This window comes from Pontibacter mangrovi, assembly GCF_006385705.1.
GTDB lineage: Bacteria > Bacteroidota > Bacteroidia > Cytophagales > Hymenobacteraceae > Pontibacter > Pontibacter mangrovi.
Genome location: NZ_VFRQ01000004.1, coordinates 1 through 25582, shown reverse-complemented (window position 1 = coordinate 25582; position 25582 = coordinate 1). Strand labels below are relative to the sequence as shown.

The 25582-nt window shown below is 50.2% G+C and carries 26 protein-coding genes; 10 read left to right on the top strand and 16 right to left on the bottom strand.

What is annotated here, in order from left to right; genetic code table 11:
- Positions 1-25: 25 nt before the first annotated feature.
- A complete protein-coding gene (locus FJM65_RS08455; RefSeq protein WP_140621083.1) occupies positions 26-1117 on the bottom strand; it encodes a hypothetical protein in 1092 nt (363 codons plus the stop codon).
- A gap of 67 nt (positions 1118-1184) precedes the next feature.
- Positions 1185-2270, bottom strand: coding sequence for an alkaline phosphatase family protein (locus FJM65_RS08450; RefSeq protein ID WP_140621082.1), 1086 nt, complete (start codon positions 2268-2270; stop codon positions 1185-1187).
- Positions 2271-2426: 156 nt separating this feature from the next.
- Here FJM65_RS08450 and FJM65_RS21225 point away from each other — a divergent pair, with 156 nt between their 5' ends.
- Complete coding sequence (locus FJM65_RS21225) at positions 2427-2570, top strand: hypothetical protein (protein ID WP_181163678.1); 144 nt, start codon at positions 2427-2429, stop codon at positions 2568-2570.
- A gap of 134 nt (positions 2571-2704) precedes the next feature.
- Positions 2705-3448 (top strand): phenylalanine 4-monooxygenase, encoded by a 744-nt coding sequence (locus FJM65_RS08445; RefSeq protein ID WP_140621081.1) that lies wholly within the window; start codon positions 2705-2707, stop codon positions 3446-3448.
- 314 nt (positions 3449-3762) lie between these two features.
- On the opposite strand, the gene FJM65_RS08440 is transcribed toward FJM65_RS08445, so the two are convergent.
- From FJM65_RS08440 to FJM65_RS08430, 3 genes are all read right to left on the bottom strand, one after another.
- Positions 3763-4461, bottom strand: coding sequence for a hypothetical protein (locus tag FJM65_RS08440; RefSeq protein ID WP_140621080.1), 699 nt, complete (start codon positions 4459-4461; stop codon positions 3763-3765).
- Between the two features lie 118 nt (positions 4462-4579).
- Entirely contained in the window at positions 4580-5704 is a 1125-nt protein-coding gene (locus FJM65_RS08435) for a CaiB/BaiF CoA transferase family protein (RefSeq protein WP_140621079.1), read from the bottom strand.
- Positions 5705-5765: 61 nt separating this feature from the next.
- The gene (locus FJM65_RS08430) at positions 5766-6521 is read right to left on the bottom strand and encodes a YebC/PmpR family DNA-binding transcriptional regulator (protein ID WP_140621078.1); all 756 of its coding nucleotides are present in this window, start codon (positions 6519-6521) and stop codon (positions 5766-5768) included.
- Between the two features lie 645 nt (positions 6522-7166).
- Here FJM65_RS08430 and FJM65_RS08425 point away from each other — a divergent pair.
- The 6 genes from FJM65_RS08425 (at position 7167) to FJM65_RS08400 (ending at position 14302) form a co-directional block, all read left to right on the top strand.
- Positions 7167-8600 (top strand): DEAD/DEAH box helicase, encoded by a 1434-nt coding sequence (locus FJM65_RS08425; protein ID WP_449421257.1) that lies wholly within the window; start codon positions 7167-7169, stop codon positions 8598-8600.
- A gap of 9 nt (positions 8601-8609) precedes the next feature.
- Positions 8610-9218: a bifunctional nicotinamidase/pyrazinamidase gene (gene pncA, locus FJM65_RS08420; RefSeq protein WP_140621077.1), complete on the top strand. Its 609-nt coding sequence runs from the start codon at positions 8610-8612 to the stop codon at positions 9216-9218.
- 297 nt (positions 9219-9515) lie between these two features.
- Positions 9516-11972: an outer membrane beta-barrel protein gene (locus FJM65_RS08415; RefSeq protein ID WP_140621076.1), complete on the top strand. Its 2457-nt coding sequence runs from the start codon at positions 9516-9518 to the stop codon at positions 11970-11972.
- 149 nt (positions 11973-12121) lie between these two features.
- Positions 12122-12673, top strand: coding sequence for a hypothetical protein (locus tag FJM65_RS08410; RefSeq protein ID WP_140621075.1), 552 nt, complete (start codon positions 12122-12124; stop codon positions 12671-12673).
- A 112-nt stretch (positions 12674-12785) separates the two neighbouring features.
- Positions 12786-13772, top strand: coding sequence for a DUF6624 domain-containing protein (locus FJM65_RS08405; RefSeq protein ID WP_140621074.1), 987 nt, complete (start codon positions 12786-12788; stop codon positions 13770-13772).
- Between the two features lie 11 nt (positions 13773-13783).
- Positions 13784-14302: a hypothetical protein gene (locus FJM65_RS08400; RefSeq protein WP_140621073.1), complete on the top strand. Its 519-nt coding sequence runs from the start codon at positions 13784-13786 to the stop codon at positions 14300-14302.
- Positions 14303-14355: 53 nt separating this feature from the next.
- Here the strand turns inward: FJM65_RS08400 and FJM65_RS08395 are convergent, their stop codons facing one another.
- The 5 genes from FJM65_RS08395 to rocF form a co-directional block, all read right to left on the bottom strand.
- Positions 14356-15291 carry a 1,4-dihydroxy-2-naphthoate polyprenyltransferase gene (locus FJM65_RS08395; protein WP_140621072.1) on the bottom strand — a complete coding sequence of 312 codons (936 nt, stop codon included), beginning with the start codon at positions 15289-15291 and terminating at the stop codon, positions 14356-14358.
- Positions 15292-15419: 128 nt separating this feature from the next.
- Positions 15420-15917, bottom strand: a complete 498-nt coding sequence (locus FJM65_RS08390; protein WP_239022883.1) for a glutathione peroxidase — start codon at positions 15915-15917, stop codon at positions 15420-15422.
- 172 nt (positions 15918-16089) lie between these two features.
- Positions 16090-16455 carry an endonuclease domain-containing protein gene (locus FJM65_RS08385; protein ID WP_140621070.1) on the bottom strand — a complete coding sequence of 122 codons (366 nt, stop codon included), beginning with the start codon at positions 16453-16455 and terminating at the stop codon, positions 16090-16092.
- Between the two features lie 119 nt (positions 16456-16574).
- Complete coding sequence (gene argS / locus FJM65_RS08380; RefSeq protein ID WP_140621069.1) at positions 16575-18365, bottom strand: arginine--tRNA ligase; 1791 nt, start codon at positions 18363-18365, stop codon at positions 16575-16577.
- Positions 18365-19336: an arginase gene (gene rocF, locus FJM65_RS08375; RefSeq protein ID WP_140621068.1), complete on the bottom strand. Its 972-nt coding sequence runs from the start codon at positions 19334-19336 to the stop codon at positions 18365-18367. Before rocF ends, argS begins: the two co-directional genes overlap by 1 nt.
- Before the next feature lie 178 nt (positions 19337-19514).
- On the opposite strand from rocF, the gene FJM65_RS08370 reads away from it, so the two are divergent.
- Positions 19515-20909, top strand: a complete 1395-nt coding sequence (locus tag FJM65_RS08370) for a type III PLP-dependent enzyme domain-containing protein (protein WP_140621067.1) — start codon at positions 19515-19517, stop codon at positions 20907-20909.
- Between the two features lie 86 nt (positions 20910-20995).
- A complete protein-coding gene (locus FJM65_RS21220) occupies positions 20996-21172 on the top strand; it encodes a hypothetical protein (protein WP_181163677.1) in 177 nt (58 codons plus the stop codon).
- A gap of 291 nt (positions 21173-21463) precedes the next feature.
- Here the strand turns inward: FJM65_RS21220 and FJM65_RS08365 are convergent, their stop codons facing one another.
- The 6 genes from FJM65_RS08365 to FJM65_RS08340 all read right to left on the bottom strand — a co-directional run.
- Positions 21464-22027 (bottom strand): DUF4256 domain-containing protein, encoded by a 564-nt coding sequence (locus FJM65_RS08365; protein ID WP_140621066.1) that lies wholly within the window; start codon positions 22025-22027, stop codon positions 21464-21466.
- Positions 22028-22482: 455 nt separating this feature from the next.
- A complete protein-coding gene (locus tag FJM65_RS08360) occupies positions 22483-22839 on the bottom strand; it encodes a bleomycin resistance protein (protein WP_140621065.1) in 357 nt (118 codons plus the stop codon).
- A 158-nt stretch (positions 22840-22997) separates the two neighbouring features.
- A complete protein-coding gene (locus FJM65_RS08355) occupies positions 22998-23411 on the bottom strand; it encodes a hypothetical protein (protein ID WP_219855961.1) in 414 nt (137 codons plus the stop codon).
- A gap of 69 nt (positions 23412-23480) precedes the next feature.
- Positions 23481-23957 carry a hypothetical protein gene (locus FJM65_RS08350; protein WP_140621064.1) on the bottom strand — a complete coding sequence of 159 codons (477 nt, stop codon included), beginning with the start codon at positions 23955-23957 and terminating at the stop codon, positions 23481-23483.
- A gap of 83 nt (positions 23958-24040) precedes the next feature.
- Positions 24041-24601: a DUF922 domain-containing protein gene (locus FJM65_RS08345; protein ID WP_140621063.1), complete on the bottom strand. Its 561-nt coding sequence runs from the start codon at positions 24599-24601 to the stop codon at positions 24041-24043.
- A gap of 104 nt (positions 24602-24705) precedes the next feature.
- The coding region (locus tag FJM65_RS08340) for a hypothetical protein (protein ID WP_219855960.1) at positions 24706-25582 on the bottom strand (877 nt) is incomplete at its 5' end.

Genomic DNA, 25582 nt, shown 5'->3' with positions numbered 1-25582 from the left:
CCCTTCTGATTAGCCGGAAGGGATTTTATTTTTCCAGCCCTTTCACCACCACCCTTACCCGTTCGTTCTGCTGCCCTTGCCGCACAAAGGCATTGTTAAAGTCTTTGGAGTCGTTCAGGACTTCGTAAAACTGGTCGAGGTATTTGGTGGTCTGCCGGATATAGCGCCTGTCCAGCAGCGGGAAACTTTGGTATACTTTGTAAATGGCCGGCCTGCGCCTGTTAAAGAACTCCCGCACCTGCACGTATACTTCGTCGGGGTAACTATAGCCCCTAAATAGCCGCTGCCTTACCGACGTGATGCCAAGCTCTGGCGGCGGTGTGGCATAGGGAGCGGCCACAATGCCTGCATAGTCAAAATCGAACGGAACAGGTACGGGTGGGCCCGCCACGCGGAATGCCAGCAGGTCTATGTTGTGGCGGTAGGGCACCGACCAATCCGTGTTTCCGATCATGAACTGAAAAAAAGCCAGCTTTGCCATCGCCATAGTCTCTGTCCGGTCCATGCGCACCAGCAGTTCCTCCGGCATCACCACGGCCTTCTGGCGAGCGGCCATAATGTCATCGTCCTCCAGCAGAAACGCATACCGCACCTCCTCCTTGCCCTTGCCCCGCTGGTCCTGGTACGTTACCTGGCACAGCCGCGCCCGAAAACTGGTATCCGTCAGCACATTATATAGTTTATAAACCAGGAACTCGCGCAGCACATATTCGTCGTTCAGGCAGTGCGTCACCATTTTCAGCTTGTTCACCTTCCCGAAAACAGTGCCCGCTACGGTTTTGCGCGAGAAGTTAAGCTGCAGCGGCGGGAAATCGCATACTCTGGGGTCGCGGCGGCGGTTGCCCCGAACTTTCACCTTCAGCTTCTCCTCCACAGTGGTGCCATCCGGGTTTAAATAAGTGATGACCGCCTGGTGGTCTTTGCGGTGCTCTCCCCTGTCCTTCAATAGTGAGTTCATATCTACCCGGAGCGTGAAGCGCAGCACCTCCTCGGTCAGGAAAAGCGGGTTTTGCAGTTCTTCAGCTGTAAGCGCAGCGGTGTCGGCCTGTGCCAGCAGTTGCTGCGGTTTGCAGCAAACCGGCAACAACAGAAGAAAGTATAACAGCCACGTTTTCATACTTGCAGCGGCTTACGGTTTTACTTTTCGGCTTTGGGAGGAGCTTGAAGTATAAACCCGGTTCTATTTATTTGAAAAGCTCCTGCATTACGCGCCCCTTCAGCACAGTAGTGTCCGGCACCAGCACCAGGCGGATAGAGTCAGCTTTCCCCTCTATTGCTGCGGTATCTAATGCAGCTGTAACTTTTACAGTGTCTATGCGGGGCACTACTACCAGCGAGTCCATTTTAAAGCGAAGGAGCGCTGCCACCGTGGGGGCAATGTCGATGAGGGTATGCGGAGTTTCAACCTGCCCCCTTTTAAAGTCAGGGCCCAGCGCCATCAGAAAGATCTGCTGGCACCCGGCGCAGTGATCGCCGTGCTCCTGCCAACCGCCGTCTATGCCGTCCAGGTGGCGGCCGTGGTCGGTGGTTATCAGCAAGGTGGTCTTTCCTTTAAAAGTCTTGTCGCTGTTCAGGAAATCCCACAGTTCCTTCACATAGCGGTCGTCGCGGGCAATGCCCCGCAGGTAGTAAGGCCAGTTGCCGGCATGCGCGTAGCCGTCGGGTTCCATAAAATTGATGAGCATCAGGTTCGGGTGGTAGGTCTGCAGCACATTTTTTGCCACCACCAGCGTCAGGGAGTCCATGCGGTAGCCCGTGCCGGGGCCGTTTACGCCTGCGTTTAGTGAGGGCTGATACGTGCCTTTCCAGTCAGGGCGCCAGGTGTTTGCCAGTATGTGCAGCTTATCCTTACTCGACACGATCCAGGCTGCTGTTGCCGGCTTGCCGCTCTGTTTCAGAAAGTACTGGAAAATGGAAGGATTGGCTGGCAGCTCATCGCCGTAGTTATCAATAGGCTGGTTAACGCCGGTGATGATGGCCGTATGCCCGGAGTTGGTATACGTGTAGGCATCGTTGTAGAAGTTCGGCAAAAAAGCACTCTGCGGTTTCAGGGCCGTCGCCATGTTCGGAATAATGCCGGGCACATTTCCCCAGGTCTCTGAGTTGCGCACCCCGTCTATCACCACTATCACGACATACTTTGTTTTAAGCCGCTTAGTGCCGGAGGGAGGCGCTGCACAGCCAACCAACAGCCATAACAGCAACAGCACCAGCTTTCGGGAGCGGCGGCCATGCCGAAGTATACCTTTTTTACCAGTTGCTGCAGCCATACTTTATCCATATCCAATATCAATATTTTATACGATTCTTATAAAATATTAGGCAAAATCAGGCTAAAATTACAATGCCTTTATAAAAATCAGGCAACCTGCCTGTCCGTCTTGCGTTTAACCCAGAAGTTTACCTTATTGCAGTAACAGAAAAACATGCACAAACCAGCAGCCATAGCGACCACACTTCCTTTGCCAACTTCCCCTGGCATGGCGCTGCTGTCTACTGCCTATTCTTATTGCCTGAGCGTGTATAGCTATTACAGCTATTATTATCGCTATTACCGCACCCGCAGCTAAGGCAATCACCAAAAAAGCAACTTTATAGCACTGAGGAGGTAACGCTCCCGCCACCGGTGAACCTGCCAAAGCAGCGGCCCTAAGCCCCTGCTTTTTTCTTTTTATACCGATTTCAAAACATCAAACATAATTTTATGAACCTGACACAAAACTACAGCACCTACACCGAAGAGAACCATAACGTTTGGGCCATCCTTTTCCAGCGCCAGATCGAGAACCTGCCCAGCAAGGCCATACCTGAGTTTTTTGAGGGCCTGAAGCTCGTGAACTTCCAGCCGGACCGCATCCCCAACTTTGAGGAAGTGAACAAGCGCCTGAAGCCCCTGACCGGCTTTGAGGTGGTGGCGGCCCCCGGCATCGTGGACGATGCGCTGTTTTTCGGGCTGATTGCCGAAAAGAAGTTTCCGGCTACGGTGTGGATCAGGAGTATGGAGCAGCTGGATTATCTGGAGGAGCCGGACATGTTCCATGACGTGTTCGGCCACGTGCCGCTGCTTACCATACCGGTATACTGCGAGTTTTTGGCTAAACTATCGGCCATGGCCCTGCAGCACGTAGACCGCCCCGACATTGTGGACCGCCTGACGCGCATCTACTGGTACACGATTGAGTTTGGCCTGTTCCGCAAGCCAGGCACGGAGGCGCGCATCTATGGGGCAGGTATACTTTCATCCGTTGGGGAGAGCAGGCTGTCGGTGTCGGAGCAAAGTATAAAGTATGGTTTTGACGTGCAGCACATCCTGGACACCGGCTACATAAAGGAAACTTTCCAGAGCCAGTACTTCTGCATCGAGAGCTTTGAGCAGCTGCTGCACAGCCTGCCGCAGATCGAGGCTGCCATCCTGAAGCTGCGCGAAGAGCCGGTAGAGGCCCTGTAATACCAATATCGGTTAGTTCGTGCGCAGTACCTTTTACAAATCTACAGCAGATTCCCCTCCTCTGGACTAGCCAAAACGTGAGTTTTGAGCTAGCGAGCGTAGCTCTTAGGGGTGGGTTTTAGGCTGTTTGAAAACTGTGAATCTGATCCATAGTGGTATTAGTATAAATCCGAGGCAGATCCATACCTGCACTTCGTGGGCTAGCAGCGAAGCATGGCGCCGTCGCCTCCGATCAGAAAATATTGTTCTTAGTTTAAAGGTTAACATGGAAACGGCCCGGGTACTATCCGGGCCGTTTTTGTTGGGGCTGGCTTTTAATGCGTTAGCTCGGGGCTGATCTGGAAGCCCAGTTTGTGCGGCTTCACCAAATGCGTGTTCTCCAGCTTCTGCTTCAGCGTGATTCGCTCTATGTCGCTCACGTCCTGGCCCATCAGGTCGTTGTTCACAGCGGCAATCATGGCGCTCTCTACGATCACCCGCAGCACCCGGTCGGTAATTACGTTGTTGGCGATGTCGCTAATTTTCTCCCGTGGCAGGTCTAGCTGGCGCACCCCCTCTATGCAGTAATGGTTTTCGATGTTGATCAGCATGCGGCCCACCAGATACCCCGGGTCATCCAGGCGGTTATACTTGATGGTGTCTGCCATGAAGTTATAGGCCATGATCGTCCCGAAAAACCTTCTCCTGAAATCCTCATCAATGTAATCGTTACGCATGATCTCATAGTCGTCCGGGAAGGTGATGACGTTGGTGTGCATCACGAACACCAGCAAATCGCCGGAGAACTTGATCTGAAACTCATGGTCGCTTATGTTTCTGAACTCCAGCTCCACCTCCAGCTCATCGCCTTGGGCCGCCACCCGCTCCGTCAGCTCCGATACCAGCAGCTGCGAAATCACCTTCATCCGGGCAAAGGTGTCTTTGGTGTTGCGAAAAATAATTTGCTTTGTTTTGGACTTGTGGTGCAAGCCGTTCAGGATATCATCTAACTTTTTGTCTTCTTTTTCTTCCATAGTTAAGTTTTGCCGTTAAGGAATCATCAGCTTCTGTTTTTACCGCTATTTTAGCCACTTTGTTTAGCTAAGCCCGAATACAACCAGCCATAGGTAGGCACAGGCCACCAGCTAACTATTACAGGTTATTGCCAGCACCCGCATAGGCCGGGGGCGGCGTGAGCGCTGGCGCCTCCTGCCCCTGCAGCCGGAACGCCACCTGCCGCAGGCCCGGTTTGGCGCCCTTGTGCTGCAGCAGCATCTGCTGCGCCTGCGGCTGCTCGAACACCTCGGGGATGGTATGCACAGCACCGGCCGGGACATGCTGCGCCTGCAGCTGCCGTAGCAAGGCCTCCCGCTCGTGCTGCGCAACCAGCTGGCGCAGCTGCTGGTTTACCTCCTGCCGGTGCTGCACCCGCGCATAGTTGGTTTTATACTTCGGATCATCGCCCATACTTTTCGCGCCCAGTATGGCGCACAGCCTCCGGAACTGCCTGTCGTCTCCGACGGCCAGCACCAGTTGTTTGCCGCACTTGCAAGTATAAACCGATCCGTAAGGCACGATATTGGGGTGCTCCGAGCCCATGCGCTGCGGCTCCTGCCCCGCCACCAGGTAGGCCGTCGCCTGGTTTGCCAACGCCGACACCGCTGCCTGCAGCAACGATACCTCCACCAGCTGCCCCTTACCTGTGCGTTCCCGCTGCAGCAGCGCCACCAGCAGGCCTTCCTTTAGTTGGTGCGCCGTAAGTATGTCCATCAAAGCCACAGGCATCTTCAGAGGCCCACTGCCGGGTTCGCCGTTCAGGTGCATAAAGCCGCTCTCGGCCTGCACCACCGCATCGTAGCCGGCGCGCGCATCGGTGGGGCCGTAGCCGGTAATGTGGCCATAGATCAGGCGTGGGTTCAGTTGTTGGAGGGTGCTGTAGTCTACCTGCAGCTTTTCGGCGTCGCCGGGCTTGTAGCTGGCAATCACCACATCGGCCTGCTTTACCAGTTCGTACAGCCGCTGCAGCTGCTCCGGCTCGGTCAGGTTTAGGGCCAGGGAGGTTTTACCCCAGTTGGCGGCGCAGAAGTAGGCCGGTGTTTCCAGCTCCGCGGGCTCTGACTTCAGTTTCCAGCTGCGGGTCACGTCGCCGTGGGTGGCGGCGTTCTCTACTTTCAGCACCTGTGCGCCCAACTCGGCAAAAAACTGCCCCACGCTTGGCCCGGCCAGCACGCTCGCCAGCTCCAGCACCAGCATGTCCTTACATATCGGTTGTGTCATACATCATCAAACAAAAAGCCGCAAACAACTGTCTGCGGCCCAATTTATACTTTTAGCGGCACTACTCCAGCTCTGCCAGCACCTCCTCGCTCAGCTCCAGGTTATGGTATACTTGCTGCACATCGTCGTCGTCTTCCAGGGCGTCTATCAGCTTCAGGACCTTGCGCACGGCCTCGGGGTCTTCTACTTTTACCGTTGTCTGGGGCAGGCGCTGCAGCTCGGCGCTCTCCAGGTCCAGGTGCAGTTCCTCCACCTTCTTCTGCACTGCTCCAAAATCCTCCATGGCGCTGTAAATGGTAACATAGCCGTCCTCAAACTCTACTTCCTCGGCGCCTCCGTCAGCCAGCTCCAGCAGCAGCTCATCCTGGTTCATACTTTGCTCCGGCTCTACTTTTGCCACAAACACGCCTTTGCGGTCGAAGAGAAAATCGACAGAGCCGCTGGTGCCCAGGCTGCCGCCGCTTTTGTTAAACATGGTGCGCAGGTTTTGCACGGTGCGGTTAATGTTGTCGGTAAGGCACTCTACAAACACGGCCACGCCGTTTGGCCCGTAGCCTTCGTAGTTCACTGCCTGGTAATCGCCGGCATCGCTTCCTTCGCCTTTCTTCACGGCCCGCTCAATGTTATCTTTGGGCATGTTGGCCGCCTTGCTCAGCTGTATGGCCAGCCGCAGGCGCGGGTTTCCGTCGGGGTCGGCGCCGCCTTCTTTTACGGCTACGGTAATCTCTTTTATCAGCTTGGTAAATATTTTAGAGCGCTTGGCGTCCAGGGCTCCTTTCTTACGCTTAATCTGCGACCATTTGTTGTGTCCTGCCATGTGTGTCGTGATTCTTTTTTTGAGTAACTACAAACGTCGGGAGGCGGTGCTCCTAAACAAAATAAGCAAAATTCCGGCGAAAAGGCATAAAAAAGGCGGCCCTGCTTTTACAGGGCCGCCTTTGATACGTATAGGTATGTCTGTGGTGCTGCGCCTACAGCAACAGCATGAAGACAGCATTTACAATATTTAAACCCAACAGCAAGAAGAAGTTAGGAGACTCTTGTATAACTTTTTTCATGACTTTATTGAAGTTAATATATATCTTTTATGATATTATAAACCGTATTGGTTGATGTTCTTTACGCCGGTGTTACGACAAGGTTTCAGGCTTTTATCATTTTAGCTATAAATATTAACATATAATTATATTAAAATCTACCCTTCTCCCGCTCAATCTACCTTTTAAGGCAAAAAAACTGATTCTAAAATTGCACTATTTAAATTTTATCACATCACTCGACCACCCTACCTGTGCAATTGTTTACAAACATAATACATTTAAAATATACGAAGCAACATTATCCAAAAAATATTTGAAAAAGTTCATATATTTTTAGTAGCCATATTTATAGTATCTTTACTGTGAAAAAGCGGCTGATGGAAAAAGATGGCCGCCATTGAGAAAACTTAAAGCATATAACATTGGACTTCCATTCTTTTAACCTACACGAGGATGTACTCACGGGCATTAACTCGATGGGGTATAACTCCCCCACCCCGGTACAGCAGCAGGCTATCCCGCTTATACTTGAGCAGAAAGACATGATTGCCTGTGCTCAGACGGGCACCGGGAAAACAGCTGCCTACCTGCTGCCACTCATCGACCGCATCTCCCACGGAGACTACGACCACACCAGCACGCTTATACTAGTGCCTACCCGCGAGCTGGCCAAGCAGATTGACGAACAGGTGGAGGGCTTCGGCTACTTTGCATCTGTTAGCTCCATCGCCATTTACGGCGGCAATAAAGGCGACGACTGGGAGCAGCAGAAACGCGCCCTGACCAGTGGCGCCGACATTATCATCGCTACGCCGGGCCGCCTGCTGTCGCACATGGCCATGGGCTACGTAAAGCTGGACCAACTGAACCACCTGGTGCTGGACGAGGCCGACAAGATGCTGGACATGGGCTTTATGGATGACCTGATCAAGATCATCAACCAACTGCCCAAGCAGCGCCAGACGCTCCTGTTCTCGGCTACCATGCCGCGCAAGATCCGGGACCTGGCCCAGCAGATTCTGCAGAACCCATCGGAGGTGAACCTGGCGATCTCGAAGCCTGCCGAGGGCATTGACCAGCGCCTCTACCTTACCTATGATAACCAGAAACTGCCGCTGCTGGAGCACCTGCTGCGCCAGTTGGATGTGCAGAGCATGATCATCTTTACCTCCCGCAAGTCTAACGTAACCCCTATCGTGCGCTCTATCAAGAAGATGGGCTTTACGGCAGAGGGCATCTCGTCGGACATGACGCAGGAGGAGCGCGAGAAGGCGCTGCAGGGCTTTAAGAACAAGCAGTACCAGATCGTGGTGGCCACCGATATTCTATCCCGAGGCATTGACATTGACAGCCTGAGCCATGTGGTGAACTTTGATATGCCGCAGGACGCGGAAGACTACGTGCACCGCGTGGGCCGCACGGCGCGTGCCGCCTCTACAGGTATGGCCATCACGTTTGTGAACGAGAACGACATGTTCCGGGTGCAGAAGGTGGAGCGCCTGATTGAGCGGGAGCTGCCGAAACTGGCACTTCCGGAGGGCTTTGGCCCGGCGCCGGTGTATGACCCTACCCGCCGCATGGGGGGAAGCCATCGGCAGCGCGGCGGCGGCAAGCCGGGCGCTGGCGGCAACCGTGACCGCAACCGCAGCAAACACCACCGGGACAACAGGAAAGGCGACAAAGGGCAGGCGCAGGCAAGCCCGGCCACGGCCCAGGCTCCCGCAGGGCAGCAGGCTGAAGGCGAAAAGAAAAGCGGAAACAGGAACAGGAATAGAAACCGCAACAGGAACCGTAACCGCAACAACAACAAAGGCGGCAGCCCGGCTAGCAGTGCTCCTGCCACTCCACAGGCATAACTTACCGCTATGCGCGCGCTACTTTTAATAGACATTCAAAACGACTTTTTGCCCGGCGGCTCGCTGGCTGTGCCCGAAGGGGATGCCATTATACCTGTAGTAAACAAACTGCAGCCCCGCTTTGACCTGGTGGTAGCCACCCAGGACTGGCACCCGGAAAACCATAAGAGCTTCGCCTCGCAGCATGCCGGCAAAAGCGTTTTTGATGTGACAGACCTAAACGGGCTGGAGCAGGTGCTGTGGCCCGACCACTGCGTGCAGGGCACTGCCGGAGCAGAGTTCTCTGAGGCGCTGGACCAGCACCGCATTGAGGCCATTTTCCGGAAAGGCACCGACCCGGCAATAGACAGCTACAGCGGCTTTTATGACAATGGCCACCGCAAAAGCACCGGCCTGGCCGACTACCTGCGTGGCAAAGGGGTAACTGAAGTATACCTGGCCGGCCTCGCCGCCGACTACTGCGTGTACTACTCAGCCAAGGATGCGCTGACAGAAGGCTTCAGCGTTTTTTACCTGGAAGACGCCGTGCGCGCCATCAGTGGGGATGGGTTTGAGAAAGCAAAAGCAGACCTGCAAGAGCGCGGTGCCCACCTCGTACAAAGCAGCGATGTAGTATAAAGCATAAAGAAAGAGACAACAGAAAAGCCACCGCTCCTGCAGGTGGCTTTTCTGTTTTAAGGCGCATACAAGCATTTTTCCAGCTATAAAAATGCATCAATACCTGTTGTTATATAAAATATTTTATAAATATTTTATGCTATATATATTATAATTCCCCTATTCAGCGTTATATTTAAACACACAACTTTTAGGGCAAGGCAAAGCGGATAAGGAAGAAGTGAAACCTGAAGGTAAAAGTATAAGCCAGCTTATACTTGGTGCAGCGTAGCGTATTCACTTTAACCTAAATTATACATGAAACAAACTGCTCTCCTGGCCCTGTGCCTGCTGCTGACTTCCTTGGCTTGGGCGCAAAGCCCCGCCACCGGCACTATCAAAGGCATCGTGACCGACTCCGCCAACCAGGCACCGCTCAGCTATGTAACCGTTGTCATCAGCCCTGCGGGCAAAGACGAAGCCGTGAAGACCACCTTTACGCAGCCCGACGGCAGCTTCGAGGTAGCAGGGTTGCCGCTGGCACCATACAAGCTCATACTTAACTACCTGGGTTATAAACCATTTTCGGTGGAGGTGCCGGCGCTAAAGGCAGGCGAAACCACGGATATGGGCAAACTCAGCATTGCTTCGTCGGCTAAACAGCTGCAGGAGGTGGAGGTTACCGCCGAGAAAATGCTCATCTCGCAGGACATCGACAAGATTAGCTATAACGTGGAGTTTGACCCCGAGAGCAAAACTCTGACGGCCCTGGACATGCTCCGCAAAGTGCCCATGCTCAGCCTCGACTCTGAAGACAACATAAAGCTGAACGGCAGCGGCAGCTATAAAGTCCTCATCAATGGCCGGAACTCTACCTTGTTTGCCCGCAACCCCAAAGATGTTTTCCGGAGCATGCCGGCCAACACCATTAAGCGCATCGAAGTGATTACCGACCCTCCGGCTAAGTATGATGCCGAGGGCATTGGCGGCATCATCAACATCATTACCCACGCCAACACGCAGAACGGCTACAGCGGCAATGTGTACATGTCGCAGGCGGTTCCGGATAGCCGCTCCGTCTCTGGCAACATCAGGGCGAAGGTGGGCAAATTCGGCATCTCGGCCTACGGAGGCGTCAACAAGTTTACCAGCCCCAGTTACCGTTCCTCCTTCGAGCGCACCGATTACAACACCGACACCAGGCTGTTACAAAATGGCAGCGGCGAAAGCGCGAACCGCTTTAACTACATCAACACGGAAATGAGCTATGAGCTCGACACCCTGAACCTGCTTTCGGCCAACTTTAGCCTAAACAAGAGCAAGTATGAATCCACTAACCTGCAGACGGTGGAGGAGTTTGGGGAAGGCGGCAGCCGCATCCGGGACTTTGAGCGCAACACCTATGGCCTGGGCAGCTGGGGCAGTTATGACGTTGGTCTGGACTACCAGCATACTTTTAAGCGCAACAAGAATCAGCTGCTTACTTTGTCGTACAAGCTTGGCGACAACGACAACACCAGCGATACCGACCTGGACTTTGTGCCGGTGCTAAACTACAGTGGCCCCCTGAGCACCCGTACCCAAAACGAGGGCACCTCTCTGGAACAGACCACCCAGATAGATTACGTGCACCCGTTTAAGAAGCACTCGCTGGAAGTAGGGGCCAAAACGATTTTCCGGGATAACGGCAGCGACTACTTTTACCGCAACTTAGACCCGGAAACAGAAAGGTATGTGGACGTGCCGAGCCTCACGAACGAGTTTGACTACAGCCAGGACATTTATGCAGCCTACTCTTCCGTAAGCCTGCGCTACGACAAGTGGGGAATCCGGGCGGGCACGCGCTTGGAGCAAACCGTTGTGGATGCCAACTTTAAGTCGTCGGAGGCGGTGGCAGAGCAGGACTACCTAAACCTGATCCCGAACATTACCCTAACGCGCAAGCTAAAGAACATGGCCAGCCTGAAGCTATCTTACACGCAGCGGATTGAGCGGCCAAGCCTGTGGTACCTGAACCCGTACGTAGACCGCCAGAACGAAAAGGCTATCTCGTTTGGTAACCCCAACCTGGAGGCTGCCACCAGCCACGTGTTTAGCGTAGGGCACAGCATGTTTAAGAACAGCAACTCGCTGAACAGCACCCTTACCCACAGCTTCACCAACAACGCTATCCAGAGCTTTACCACCTTTAACCCCGCCGACTCGGTGAGTAGCACCACCTACGGCAACATCGGCAAAAACAGCACCACCACCCTCTCGCTGAACGGCAACTCTACCCTGTTTAAAAAACTGAGCCTGAGCCTGAACGGCTCCCTCTCCTACACTAGCCTCAGCGGCAACCTGGAGGGGCAGGACCTGGAGAACAGCGGCATGAGCGGCTATATGTACAGCTACATTGGCTACAGGTTTGAGAAAAACTGGCGCGCCGGCATGAACATGGGCTACTATGCGCCGCGTGTGCTGCTGCAAGGTAAATCATCCGGGCAGTTCTGGCACGGCATGTCTGTGAGCAAGAGTTTCCTGAAGGATGAGAAGGCCAGCATCAGTCTGCACGTGCAAAGCCCGGCAAGAAAATACTTTACTTCTTATAACGATTTGAACGGCCCGAACTTTGAGCAGCGCAACGAGTACCGCCGTGTGCAGCGGCGCATCAGCATCGGCTTCAGCTACAAGTTCGGAAAGCTGAAGGAGGACATCAAGCGCACCAAACGCGGCATTAAAAACGATGACCTGAAAAGCGGCGGTGGCGACAGCAGCGGAGGCGGCGGCAACTAAGCCCAGCTAAAGTATAAAGTATAGCCCGGCTGCTCTTCGGAGGAGTTGGGCTATACTTTTTTTCTTATCTTGTTGTCTGAGCGGATTAGAACTGCATGGGAGGCAGGTGATCCGAAGGTTAATTTAAACGCATATTAGGCAGTAGCCAGATGAAGCTGATTTCTCAAATTTTAACTTTAACTCTGTTTGCAGTTATGTGCTCATGTGCACCAGAGGCAAAGTTGTTTAGAGTAGATGATACTAAAGTTGGAGTGAACTATAAGAGCTCTAGAGGAACTATCTTCAATCAAAATTATTCTTTCGATAACTTCTTTGTGATCGATGTCGACTCTACTACGCAATGGACACCCAACAAAGAGGATATTGAGCTTGCCGAGAAAATCTTAAGGGCTCAGATTAAAGATTTGAACAAAAACAGAGTTAATCAGATGGGGAGCTGCCCTGTTATACATAGCAACCTTTATTCATACTTTCGACAGTATGTTGGGGTAAAGAATGACAAGGGTGAAAGAGTCATTCACATAAACTTTTATTGGGACAAATATGGGATGTTTGATAGAATAAGAGGCTCCAACGACTCCCGTTTAAGCTATGACTCGCATTACACAATGGTATTTGATGGGTGCAGTTATTACTGGCAAGTAAATGTAAATTTGGATCAGCAGGAGTTAAGCAACCTGATGATTAATGGTGCTGCTTAAAGAATGTAATAATACCCAACAAGCATGCACAGAGTATTAAGATAGTATGAAGTATATTAGTACTTTATACTTCTGTTACGCTACGATCTATTACCCTAACCACCTTTTATACATGAAAACAACCTTTACCCTACTCCTGCTTTTCCTCACCTCCCTTGGCGCCTTTGCACAGACTTACTCTGAGTTAGTCAGCCTTTCGTTTTCTCATCTTGAGCAAAACAAGTATAAAAGCTTTGAAGATACCTACCCTAAACTTTTTACAGCCTACTTAAAGGAACAGGCCACTGATTACCAGGCCGCCCTTACAGCCACCGCAGACGGCGATATGGCAAAGGCTTTTGCAGCACTTGATAGAGTTGTTACTGACAGCTTGCTGCTGGATGAGATTCAAACGGATAAGAGTTTTGCGGCCTTGCATACAGCTAAAGAGTGGAACAGCTTGCTCTTCAAGATCAAGCGCATTGAGCAGGGCTATCACAAAAAAGCAAGAAAAGCGCTATTGGCCATTAACGCACATGACCAAAGTATACGGCTGCTGGTGCTGGAGGCTTACCGTAAGTATGGCAAAGAGAGCAACGAAGCCCTAGACCTTCGCACCAGAATGAAAGAAATAGACGCTGCGAGCGCCATGGCCATTCAGGAAATTATAAACAAGTATGGCTGGCTGGGCGTGGATAAAGTGGGATACTTTGGCAACCAAGTATACTTTTTGGCTATTCAGCATGCAGAAGACACTGTTGTGCAGCAAAAATACCTGCCGATTATGCGCAAGGCTGTAACAGAGGGCAACGCTAAACCCTGGCAGTACGCCTTCTTGCAAGACAGGATACTCATGAACCAAGGCAAGCGCCAAATCTACGGCACCCAAAAAATTGTTTCCGACGATCCCGCTAAAAGTTATATCATCCCGCTTCAGGACCCGGAAAACGTAGACAGCCTTCGAGCCGAAGTTGGTTTAGGTCCCTTGCAAGAGGCGCTGCAGGAAGACGGTATGACATGGGACTTGGCAGCGTATAAGCAAAGGCTGCCAGAGATCGAAAAAATGTACAGAGAACGTTACCTGCAGGCACAGGCAGCGAAACAAAAGCAAAAGCCCTAAACCCCTAGCGCATGAAAACACTCCTCACTATTTCGCTACTATTCCTCCAGTTTACAGGCTGCTTGGGCCAGCAACCCGAGCTTGACTTCACACAGATCAGGCTAAAAGGCTTAGCATTTAACTCCACGCGGAGCGCAATTGAGCAGGCGTTTGGGCAGCCACGCAGCACCATTGAGCCAAATTATGACTGTGGCTACTTTTCGGCTAGGGAGCAGGGTAAGAAATTCGAGCAGCTGCGCTACGACCAGGTGGTGTTTATAGGCAACCCCGAGGATGGGTATAGTATTGAATCAGTCGTTTTCAACGACAATGGCACCCTAGCGCTGCAATACGGCAAGTATAAGCTTAACCAGCACACCACCTGGGAAGATTTTTTGGAGATCTTTGGGCAGGAAGCACAAACCAAACAGGACGACTCAGGCGACGGCCGCACAAGGGTTTTGCTGCTTTCCAGAGAATCAGAAGATGGCTTGATGTTCAGTTTCCGGCATGGCAGGCTGTACAAGGTAGCGTACTGGTCGCCTTGCTAAAGTATAAACCAACTGCCACCGCAAGGGCTGCTTTTTATTTTTATACTTTAAAGCTACAGCACCTGCCCCACCCCAAACAGCAGCACGAACAGCAGCGTCGTCATGGCCATCTGCTTTAAGTATGGGTCGAGTTCTTGGGAAGTTTGCTTGCGCCACACGTTAACGCCGTTTACCAGCACCAGCGGCAGGGCCAGTATAAACAGGAACTGCCACGGGCTGTGGTAATTGAGCAGCACATAGGCAAAAGCACTCAACACACCGCCAGCCAAAAGTATAAGGTGGTACACACGCGCCCGCTTTGGCCCCAGCCGCACAGGTATGGAGCGCTTGCCCGCCAGCACATCAGAGTTTATGTCGCGAATGTTGTTGACGTTGAGCACCGCTGTGGCAAAAAAGCCGCAGATGAGCGCCGGAAGTATAACGGTTGGCTCCAGCGCCTGCGCCTGCAGAAAATAGGTACCCAGCACCCCCACCAACCCGAAGAAGATAAACACGAAGATATCGCCCAGCCCGGCATAGCCATAGGGTTTGTCGCCGGCGGTGTAGTTAATGGCCGCCCAAATAGAGGCCAGCCCCAGCACCAGAAACAGCAGGAACAGCAGCATACCTTCCGCGCCAAAAGCCACCCACAGCAGCAACAGTCCCGACACCAGCGAGAGCAGGCTGAACACCAGCATACCCTTTTTCATCTGCTCCGCCTGAATGTGGCCCGCCTGCACGGCCCGCATCGGCCCCTCGCGGTGCACACTGTCGGCCCCGTGCTTGGAGTCGCCGTAGTCGTTGGCCAGGTTGGAGAGGGTCTGCAGAAACAGTGTGGTGAGCACGCAAAGGCTTACCACCGTAGCATCGAAATAGCCGTTGGCCGCCGCCATAAAGCCGCCCATACCGATACAGGAAAGCGCCAGCGGCAGGGTGCGTGGCCTAAAAGCCGAAATCCAGGCCTTTACCAGACCTGGATTTGGGGTACTTGTGTGTTGGGATGTATTCAATTTCTATACTGTGCTAAAAACTGGCTAATTTCTGGCGCAAGCGTCCGCTTGTGCCTTGTACAGCAGTATCTCCTGAGGAACATTTTGGCACAAGCGGACGCTTGCGCCAGGCAAAATATCTACTATACTTACTGTTGTATGGCGCTTAGCATTTCCTCACCCATCGGCTTTACTTTGGATGGGAAAAAAGCCACTACCTTACCGTTCTCATCTACCAGGTACTTGCAGAAGTTCCAGCTTGGCTCCTCGTGGTCCGGGGCGTTTTGCGCCAGCCAAGTATACAGCGGGTGCTGGTCCTCTCCTTTCACCGATATTTTCTCAAACATCTGGAACGTAACGCCATAGTTCTTCTGGCAGAAAGAGGCGATCTCCTCGTTAGAGCCCGGCTCCTGCCCGCCAAAGTTATTGGCCGGAAAACCAAGTATAACCACATCGTCGCCGTGCGTTTCGTGCAGTTGCTGCAGATCTTCGTACTGCGGCGTAAAGCCACACTCGGAGGCGGTGTTCACCAGCAGCACTTTTTTGCCTTTGTACTGCGAGAAGTCCACGTCCTTTCCGTCCAGCGTCTTCATCTTGAAAGTATAAAAATCGCCGGTCTGTGTGTTAGGGGTAGTCTCTGTTGCCATAGTTTCTTGTTTTAGGTTAGCGCTATTGCCCTGCTGGCAGGACACAGCTACACCTAATACAAACACCAGCGCTAAAAGTTTATGCAGGCTTTTCATGTTCATTGGGTTTATGACTTGATGTATGTCGAAAACGTTTTACAAAGTCCCCCTTTGAAGGGGGCAGGGGGATGATTTACACCTGTGAGTCTTTTATCCAGCATCTTATAGTACGTTCTACATTTGCTAAATCCTTCATCACTTCCTCATCCTTAAATCTTAATGTAGTATAGCCGAGCTTTTCTAAATTCTTATCCCGGCCCTCGTCTTCAGCGAACTTTAAATTATGCGAATAACCATCAACCTCAATAATAAGTTTTAGCTCCTTACACATAAAGTCAGCAATATAATTCTCAACAGGCCGCTGACGAAGAAAAGTATAACTTGTTTTGCCTTTGCTTAACACTTCGCACCAGAGCCTTACCTCCGCTTTAGTAGATTCAGACCGAAGAGCTTTAGCAAAAGTTCTAAGGCTTTTATTGTAGTGCGAATTGCTTGACATACTCCTGCACGATTATCATCCCCCTGCCCCCTTCAAAGGGGGACTTTTCAGCAATGCGATTTCAACTACCATAGAACCACGGCCTCCCCATCCATGACCTACTCAGAAAATCACTGGTCCTACATGCGTTCCGGCACCTCAATGCCCAGGAGCTTCATACTTTCGCGAACAAAGCGGGCCACCATGGCCGACAGGGCAACGCGGAAGCTACGGGCTTGCTCATCCGTTTCGTTGAAGATCGAGATCTCCTGGTAGAAGCGGTTGTAAGCCTTGGCCAGCTCGTAAGCATAGTTGGCAATGATAGAAGGCGCGTACAGGTTGCCAGCCTCTTTCACCACAGCCGGGAAGTTCACCAGCTGCGTAATCACCTCCTGCTCCACTTCGTGCAGGTTATCAAAGTTGTCGAAAGAAGCAGGCTCATACGTGATGCCCATCTCCCCGGCCTTGCGAAGTATGGCCGAGATGCGGGCGTGCGTATACTGCACAAAAGGGCCGGTGTTGCCACGGAAGTCGATAGACTCCTGCGGGTTAAAGAGCATACGCTTCTTCGGGTCTACTTTTAGCAGGAAGTACTTCAGGGCGCCCATCGCCAACGTATGGTACAGCTCCTGCGCCTGCTCCGGCGTAAAGCCCTCTATTTTGCCCAATTCCTCGGTTTGCTGCCGTGCCGTGTCGATCATTTCCTGCACCAACTCGTCGGCGTCCACCACCGTACCCTCCCTGGATTTCATCTTTCCCGAAGGCAGGTCTACCATGCCGTAAGACAGGTGATAGATACCATCGGCATAAGGCTTGCCCAGCTTCTTGAGCGCGGCTTTCAGCACCTGAAAATGGTAGTTCTGCTCATCAGCCACCACGTACACCGACTGGTCGTACGGGAAATCATCATACTTTAGCTGCGCCGTGCCCAGGTCCTGGGTAATGTATACCGAGGTGCCGTCGGCGCGCAGCAGCAGCTTCTCGTCCAGGCCTTCGCCGGTCAGGTCTACCCACACAGAGCCATTGTCCTTTTTAAAGAACACCTCTTTCTGCAGGCCTTCCTCCACCAGCTCTTTTCCTAAAGTATACGTTTGTGACTCGTAATAAAACTTATCGAAATCAACGCCAATGGTGCGGTAGGTCTCGTCAAAGCCGGCGTATACCCAGCTGTTCATGGTTTTCCAGAGGTTTACCACATGCGCATCGCCCTGCTCCCACTTCAGCAGCATTTCCTGCGCCTCCAGCATCCAAGGGGCTTTTTTCTTGGCTTCCTCTTTGTCCATGCCCTGTCCTACCAGCGCATCAATCTGCTCTTTATAGTTTTTATCAAACAGCACGTAGTATTTGCCCACCAGGTGGTCGCCTTTCAGGCCGCTGCTCTCCGGCGTTTCGCCATTGCCCAGCTTCTCGTAGGCCAGCATCGATTTACAGATGTGGATGCCGCGGTCGTTCACCAGGTTCACCTTCATCACCTCATGTCCGTTGGCCTTCAGGATCTCCGACACGGAGTAGCCCAGGAAATTATTGCGCAGGTGCCCCAGGTGCAGCGGCTTGTTTGTGTTTGGCGAAGAATACTCCACCATCACGTTGCGCCCGCTTGGCTCACCGAAGCCATACTTCTCGTCGGTCATGATGCCGCGGAACAGGTCCAGCCACTCGCGCTCCTCCACCTCCAGGTTCAGGAAGCCTTTCACCACGTTAAAGTTCTTTACCTCCTTGGCCTGCTCCTTCAGGTACTCGCCCAAGGCCTGCCCAATCTGCTCGGGGCCTTTGCCCACCTGCTTGGTATAAGGGAAGGTAACGAAGGTAAACGAGCCCGCAAACTCTTTGCGGGTAGGCTGCAGGGCAATCTGAGATGCGTCAACAGTTACTCCGAACACAGCCTGCAGGGCTTGGCTGATGCTTTGGCTAATGGCGTTTTGTAAGTGCATTACTTTATGGCTGTACTTTTAGATTCTTTCTGTAAAATGGCCTCCGTGGCCGTCTCTAAAATTTCGAAGGCATTTTCTGCCATGGTGTTTTCGCTGTCCAGCGTCGGGTTGATCTCGGTCATCTCGTAGCACACCACGCGCGGGTCCTGCAGCAGGTAATAGTTCAGGTCCTTTGCCTCCTGCACCGTCAGGCCCACCTCTACTGGCGTGCCCGTGCCTTTCGAGAACTTGGAGTCCAGGCTGTCCACGTCAAAAGACACGTAAATAATGTCGCAGTCCTTCAGGCGCTCCTGGGCTTCGCGGGCCACTTGTTCGGCTCCTTTCTGCGTAAACTCGGCGTAGGTAAAGTTCTTGATGCCGTACTTCTTGATAAAGAAATCCTCCGGCTCCTCGGTGTCGCGCACCACAATGTATACCAGGTGCTCCGGCTTTAGCTTCGGCCCGTCGTAGCCCAGCTTTTTCAGGGAGTTCCAGAAAAATACCGTTTCCGGGGCAGGGTCGTTTATCTGGCGGTCCAGGTTATCTACGTTCAGGGCCATGGCCAGCGGCATGCCGTGCACGTTGCCCGACGGCGAAGTATAAGGCGAATGGATATCGGCGTGAGCATCCACCCAAATAACGCCCAGGGTTTTATCCGGGTAGGCGGCTTTTATACCGGCAATGGTGCCGTGGGCGTTAGAGTGGTCGCCGGCCAGCACCAGCGGAAACATGTCCTGGGCGATGGTCTGCTCCACGGCTCTGGCAATGTTCTTCTGCACCGTCAGGATGCTGTCGATGCGGTGCGCGTTCGGGAAAACGTCCGGGTCGAACAACGTATAGTTCAGGTCCGGCACGCTGATAGAGTTAAAGCGCTTAAAGTAGTCAGAGCCCTTGTCCCAGCAGGCCACCCTCAGTGCGTCTATACCCATGCTGGCTCCTCGCGTGCCGGCCCCCAGCTCAGACCTTACCTCTATCAGTTTTATCTTTTTCATGTTTTATCGGAGTTTGGTGCATATTACATGAAACGCTCCGCTGCAACATTCTACTTCTCTGCCTGTTCCGAAATAATACCTAATCGGCCTGCGTTTCACATAATATCTAAACAAAGTTTTTGCAAAGATGGTAAATAACCATCAATATTGCATGTTTTCTTATACTCAAGTACCATAAATGGATAAATACACCGATCTCATACATCAGACGTTTGATTTTCCCACCGCTGAGTTTACCGTAGAGCAAAACGAGCTGCTTTTTAACGAGATTCCGCTCATGGAGCTTATAAAGCAGTATGGCACGCCGCTCAAGCTAACCTACCTGCCTAAGATCAGCTCGCAGATACAAAAAGCCAAGCGCCTGTTTAACGAGGGAATGCAGAAACTGGACTACCAGGGCACTTATACTTACTGCTACTGCACCAAGGCCTCGCATTTCTCTTTCGTGCTGGAAGAAGCACTGAAAAACGACATTCACATCGAAACCTCCTCTGGCTACGACATCAAGATCATCCGGTCGCTGTACGAGAAGGGCAAGATTGACAAGAACACGTTTATTGTCTGCAACGGCTTTAAGCATGAGCGCTACCGCAAGTGGATCTCTGAGCTCATTAACGAGGGCTTTGTGAACTGCATGCCGATTCTGGACCACCTGGGCGAGATAGAGTACTACAAAGAGCATGTGCAGGAGAAAACCAAACTGGGCATTCGCCTGGCCTCAGACGAGGAGCCGAAGTTCGAGTTTTATACTTCGCGCCTGGGCGTGCGCTACAACGACGTGATCGACCTGTACGAGAAGCAGATCAAGCCAGACCCTAAGTTTGAGCTGAAAATGCTGCACTACTTCATCAACACGGGCATAAAGGACACCTCCTACTACTGGTCGGAGCTTAGCCGCTTTGTGCACAAGTATGCCGAGGTGAAGAAAGTATGTCCCGAGCTGGACACGATTGACATTGGCGGCGGCTTCCCGATCAAGACCTCCATTCAGGCGGATTATGACTACAAGTACATGACCGAGGAGATCCTGCGCACCATTAAGCGCATCTGCAACGAGGAGGGCGTGCCGGAGCCGAACATCTTTACTGAGTTTGGCATTTTCACCGTGGGCGAGAGCGGCGCTACCATCTACTCGGTACTAGACGAGAAGCTGCAGAACGACAAGGAGCTGTGGTACATGATCGACGGCTCGTTTATCACGAACCTGCCGGACGCCTGGGCCCTAAACCAGCGCTGGCCGCTGCTGGCAGTGAACCATTGGAACAAGGAATACCGTAAAATACAAATAGGCGGCATGACCTGCGATAGCCAGGATTATTACAATTCTGAAATGCACTCTTTCCAGGTTTTCCTTCCGAAGGTTCCGAAAGGCGAAACGCTGTATATTGGTTTTTTCCATACGGGTGCCTACCAGGAGCAGCTGAGCGGGTACGGCGGCATTAAACACTGCCTTATTCCTTCGCCACAGCACATTCTCATCGACAGGGACGAGAACGGCAAGCTGAAACACTGGCAGTTTGCCCCGGAGCAGTCCAGCGACTCGATGATGAAAATATTAGGATATCAAGCATAGGAGCTGCCTTATATTTTTGAACCAGTTTTTTTGCTTTTAAAGTTTTTATACTATTTTTGAAACAGAATCCTCCAAAATACAAGATCATGAAAAAAGTAATTTTAATGGGAAGTCTGTGCCTGGCACTGGGTATGGCCTCATGCAAAACGTACTGCCCGGCGTACAACTACGCTTCCGTGGAGACAAAGGCTCAGGAAAAAGCCGCTACTGTAACTGCCTCTGCGCAAGAGCAGGCTGCAACTACTGACAAGGCTGCTATCTAGCCTCCTGCACCGCTACAACTAAACCATATATAAGAAAACCGGCCTGGCGCCGGTTTTTTTGTGTTTAGCGTAAAAGTACAGATACCAATATCGATTGAAGAATGCGTATCGATCAGTTCCTCAGTTAACCAATAGCCTAAAACCCACCCCTATGAGCTACGCTCGCTAGCTCAAAACTCTCGTTTTGGCTAGTCCAGAGGAGGGGAATCTGCTGTAGATCTATAACAGGTACTGCGCACGAACCAACTGATAGTGGTATGAACCTGCCGGACCGGCTGGAAAGTATAGAATTTATACTTTGAGCACCCCACGGAAGCCCCTGGCGGCATAGTATGACTGCGCCCCATTATGGTACAGGAAAACCTGGTCGTAGCGGCGGTCGCAGAACAGGGCGCCACCTAGTTCTCTTATATTGTCCGGCGTTTTCACCCAGCTAGAGGTTTTTGTATCGAAGGTGCCCAGTTTCTGCAGTTTCCGGTACTCCTCTTCCGTCAGCAGCGCAATACCCATGTCCGCAGCCATACCAACGGCGCTGTTCTGGGGCTTGTGCTCTTTCCGTGCCTCCAGCGCCTTGTGGTCGTAACACAGGCTTCTGCGACCCTTAGGGCTTTCGGCTGCGCAATCACAGAAAACATACTTATCTGCTTTGGCCTCATAGCCCACCACATCCGGCTCCCCGCCGGTCTTCTCCATCTCCTGCAACGACCACAGCGTTGCGATACTGCCTTCCAGCTTTGCCTGCACATCAGCCCATGCCAGGCCTGCATGGCGGTGCATGTTCTTCTCGAAGCGCTTTTTAAGTATGCCGAGCAGCTCTTCGCGCTGCTGCGGGGCCAGTTGCTGTTTATTTGCCATGTTCATAGAGTATAAATCTGTTTGGTTAGGATGGGTTGCACTGCCTGAGATGAGGGGGAAGGGAGTTAGCCATACGATGGCGAGGCTAACTTATGGGTTTTGTTGGTGTACCGTCGTATTTAATTTTTTTCTTTTGTTCTCTTCTTCTTAACGTCTCTCTTTACACTACTTTTTTCAGCATACTCGTTCAGCAAAGAACTTTCGTCTTCAGCCATTTCGTCAAGCTCTCGTTTCGAGAATCTGTTTAAGTCTTTTCGGGTTACATGGTAGCTTTTCGACATTTTGGGATCTTTGATTACTATGTTACCAACGTTTTACAGCTTTAGGCAGTAAGGGTATTTGGAAAACTTATACTTCATCTACTTTCTGCTGCTTAATACAGTTAATTAGTTCAGCACACATTCTTCAGCCCTTATTTTCTAAAGCTGCTGTTTGTTCCTGTCGTCAAACGTTGCTCATACGCTCTGCCCAAAGGTCAATAAATTGTTGTCAGGGTCAAGCAAAGCAAATTCTCTTTGTCCCCACGGCTTTGTCTCTAAAGGTCCATTCGGATGTATATTTACTTCATTGTCAATAAATGACTGATATAAATTGTCAATGTTATCTGTTCGGATATAAACTCCTGAATAGTTTTCTTTAGTGTCAATCTCTTTGAATTCAAAAAAGTGAATTTCTATATTGTCTTTTTCGACCATCAAATAACCGTCGTAGTCTGAACTTCCCACGTTTTGGAATCCTAATTTATTGATGTAAAAGTCTTTAGTCGCAGCTTTGTTGCTCATTGGTAGTTTTGGATTGATGTTCGTCAGCATAACGTTTTTATTTGAGGTAAAGGTAAATTGCACGAAGCTGTCATGTGTATTGTCGAAAGCATTCTTTGCTATGAACGGAAAGGTTGCAGCCAACGGCTCGGCTAAAAAGCGATGCTGTCCTATAGGCAGCTATGATTTTTAGCTCTTGTTATACGCTTTCATTTTATTTTATTGTCTAAGAAATCATACTTCCCATTGATGAGAGCGTTCAAGACGTCAATTACATCTTCTTTTGTCTGACCAGTCACATCAGTAAGATATTCGGGATTGTCGCTTTCAATAAATCCAAAGAATTTCTTTACCCTTTTAGGCCTTTTGTAAAATACACAAAACTCTTCAAGGCTTGAAGTTCCGACACCACTTATAGTCACTCCATGTTTTGTAGTTTTATCTTCAAACTCTAATGAAGGAGAATAGTGTATATCTGACTGCTTTGCTTTCCCCATCCTGGCTATGATTTCGTCCCAAGGCAATTGCTCAAATCTGCTAATAATCTCTTGACTCTCTATGTCGCCTAATTCTATAACATCAGGCTTGAAAGGGTCGCAATAGCTATGTCTGAAGGTTTTCATTTTTATGATTTTGATTGCGTATAACGTTACTCGTGTAGCAGAATGGTGAAGCGTCAGCAAGCCGTACTGCTATACTTTGTTGGGCGCTGGCATTCTTACTTTAGTCCAAAATCTCTTTAAGCTTGGCAACAATGCTATCAAGATACTCAGTACTTGAATGAAGTCATAGTTTATATCATTATAGTGAAGCCCCCTTCTTCCGTCAAAACAAGCTGTACATTGAGCAAGCTTTAAATGACTATCTATAAAACAGATAACTATTAATGCGGTAAAGAAAGCTACAGCAGTCAATAGCAATAATGCTATGCTTCCTTTTTTTTCTGCTTTTGCTGTTGCACTCCAAAGAACAAGTGCGAGAATACCGAAGCTGCAGTAGTAAATAGGACTCGCAAAAAGATTAAAGTCTTTGCCAACAAAGTATATAGATTGTCCCGAGAGGCTTTTGTATAAATCTTGAATAAATACTCTCAAACTCTGCTCGAGAAGTACTGCTGTTGCGACTCCAACAAGGAATATCAAAATACCTATTATTGCTCTTTTTATCACTTCTATACTTTTGATCCTGACTAACGTCTGGTATAGCGGATGGCAAGGCGTAGCCGAAGCATACCTGCTATACTTGGTTGGGATTAGTTATTTTTATTCATGGTTTCGCAACTACACTGGCTTGTATAAGTCGCAAAGGCTTTCATTTCATTCAGTTCTTTCTGTATTTTAATGTTCCATTCTTGTTGTACAAAGTCTACACCCCCATTACCCGTCCTTATATCATACTGCTTTGAAAGTTCATCTTTCTCTAAAAGGATTAAATCAAACACTTTGTCAAATTCTCTTTGGTCTCTAACTTTTTTTGCGACTAAAAAAGATATACGCTCTCTTATTTTTCTGGCGTATAGTTCCGCTATGTCGAAGTGTAACTGTTCATGTTGCAATAATTCAGAGGATGTCGTATCTGTAGTGAAAGATAAATCCTTCATAAAACATACTGCTATATCATATTTCAGAAATCCCTTTTCATCTGAAATCGGAGTTCTTACAGTTCTTATTGCTGTCACCGCCCCAGCATCTGTGTTAAGTGTTGTCTTGAACTTGCTGTTAGGTTCTCCTTGGAAATCATTCCATTTTAATTTTACATTGTCCTGCCAGCAAATGAATAAGCTCAAAATATTAGTACAAATAATTAATATCATGAAGGTTGTATTTACTTAAATCATAAAATCCATATAGAACTAAAAATTGCAGTAATTAAGCCCAGCGGTCTCGTACATGAGGTGAGCAAGGCGTAGCCGCAGCTTTACTCATGTGCTTGGTTAGGCATAGTATTATTAATTATTGGCTTAAAAATTCCGTAGTCTGTGAATTCGCTTGAGTAAATGTTTTTTAGTGGCTTGAAATAATAGATTCTTAAGCAAACAACTGGACTGTTCTCTTTTCTCTCAATGACTTCTGCCGTGCCTTTTTTATACTTATGCTTATTGGCTTTTCCCTTAAATAGCTCTTTTATTTCCAAACGCATAAGTTTACCATTTGAGTCAGTAATGAGCTTTATGTTACCTTTTTGAAAACCAACATTCTCTTTTCCTTCCAGATTTATCCCAAAGATTTTTTGAAGGCCAAAAAGGTACAGACTATCTTTCGTTTCTTTAAAAGTTTGAAATTGATATTCATTTAGGCCACAGCCTGCGTCCGAGTACCCACTATACTCTTTATAGTTATCAATCTCTAAATGAATGTCAGAAATACGTACTTCTTGTTTCTCTATAGGATTCAAAGAAGTATTGTTATCATCAGCTTTTTGTAGGTTTATCGCATGGATTCGGCTACTGTTAGGAACTTCCGTGAAATATGAAATCGGTAGATTCCGCACCTTGTTTACTTCGAAATCTTCTGACGAGTCCATTATCACAATTCCAAACTGATGTGAGTCGCGACCACCCCACGCATCATATTCATAGATAACTTTGGTACTATTCAGAATTCGTTGAACATGCAAAGACGTATCCCATTCTCCACCGCCACAGGAAGACAGAAACAATGCAACTATACAAATGCTCTTTTTATGTTTCTTCATATTGGGCCTAACTTCTATATAACTTCTCTTAAGCAGCTTCTTTTTTAAGTTTAGAGAGCTTTCGCTCCAGGTAAACAATCTTTGCCTGCTTGTACTTCTG

Bases quoted from the DNA above. Each gene is read 5' to 3' on its own strand.
- FJM65_RS08455 (WP_140621083.1), bottom strand. From the start codon at position 1,117: ATGAAAACGTGGCTGTTATACTTTCTTCTGTTGTTGCCGGTTTGCTGC.
- pncA (WP_140621077.1), top strand. From the start codon at position 8,610: ATGCGCGCGCTACTTTTAATAGACATTCAAAACGACTTTTTGCCCGGC.
- FJM65_RS08385 (WP_140621070.1), bottom strand. From the start codon at position 16,455: ATGTCAAGCAATTCGCACTACAATAAAAGCCTTAGAACTTTTGCTAAA.
- FJM65_RS08390 (WP_239022883.1), bottom strand. From the start codon at position 15,917: ATGGCAACAGAGACTACCCCTAACACACAGACCGGCGATTTTTATACT.
- FJM65_RS08400 (WP_140621073.1), top strand. From the start codon at position 13,784: ATGAAAACACTCCTCACTATTTCGCTACTATTCCTCCAGTTTACAGGC.
- FJM65_RS08345 (WP_140621063.1), bottom strand. From the start codon at position 24,601: ATGATATTAATTATTTGTACTAATATTTTGAGCTTATTCATTTGCTGG.
- FJM65_RS08435 (WP_140621079.1), bottom strand. From the start codon at position 5,704: ATGACACAACCGATATGTAAGGACATGCTGGTGCTGGAGCTGGCGAGC.
- FJM65_RS08355 (WP_219855961.1), bottom strand. From the start codon at position 23,411: ATGAAAACCTTCAGACATAGCTATTGCGACCCTTTCAAGCCTGATGTT.
- FJM65_RS08365 (WP_140621066.1), bottom strand. From the start codon at position 22,027: ATGGCAAATAAACAGCAACTGGCCCCGCAGCAGCGCGAAGAGCTGCTC.
- rocF (WP_140621068.1), bottom strand. From the start codon at position 19,336: ATGAAAAAGATAAAACTGATAGAGGTAAGGTCTGAGCTGGGGGCCGGC.
- FJM65_RS21220 (WP_181163677.1), top strand. From the start codon at position 20,996: ATGAAAAAAGTAATTTTAATGGGAAGTCTGTGCCTGGCACTGGGTATG.
- FJM65_RS08415 (WP_140621076.1), top strand. From the start codon at position 9,516: ATGAAACAAACTGCTCTCCTGGCCCTGTGCCTGCTGCTGACTTCCTTG.
- FJM65_RS08445 (WP_140621081.1), top strand. From the start codon at position 2,705: ATGAACCTGACACAAAACTACAGCACCTACACCGAAGAGAACCATAAC.
- FJM65_RS08370 (WP_140621067.1), top strand. From the start codon at position 19,515: ATGGATAAATACACCGATCTCATACATCAGACGTTTGATTTTCCCACC.
- argS (WP_140621069.1), bottom strand. From the start codon at position 18,365: ATGCACTTACAAAACGCCATTAGCCAAAGCATCAGCCAAGCCCTGCAG.
- FJM65_RS08410 (WP_140621075.1), top strand. From the start codon at position 12,122: ATGAAGCTGATTTCTCAAATTTTAACTTTAACTCTGTTTGCAGTTATG.
- FJM65_RS08360 (WP_140621065.1), bottom strand. From the start codon at position 22,839: ATGCTGACGAACATCAATCCAAAACTACCAATGAGCAACAAAGCTGCG.
- FJM65_RS08405 (WP_140621074.1), top strand. From the start codon at position 12,786: ATGAAAACAACCTTTACCCTACTCCTGCTTTTCCTCACCTCCCTTGGC.
- FJM65_RS08440 (WP_140621080.1), bottom strand. From the start codon at position 4,461: ATGGAAGAAAAAGAAGACAAAAAGTTAGATGATATCCTGAACGGCTTG.
- FJM65_RS08450 (WP_140621082.1), bottom strand. From the start codon at position 2,270: ATGGCTGCAGCAACTGGTAAAAAAGGTATACTTCGGCATGGCCGCCGC.
- FJM65_RS21225 (WP_181163678.1), top strand. From the start codon at position 2,427: ATGCACAAACCAGCAGCCATAGCGACCACACTTCCTTTGCCAACTTCC.
- FJM65_RS08430 (WP_140621078.1), bottom strand. From the start codon at position 6,521: ATGGCAGGACACAACAAATGGTCGCAGATTAAGCGTAAGAAAGGAGCC.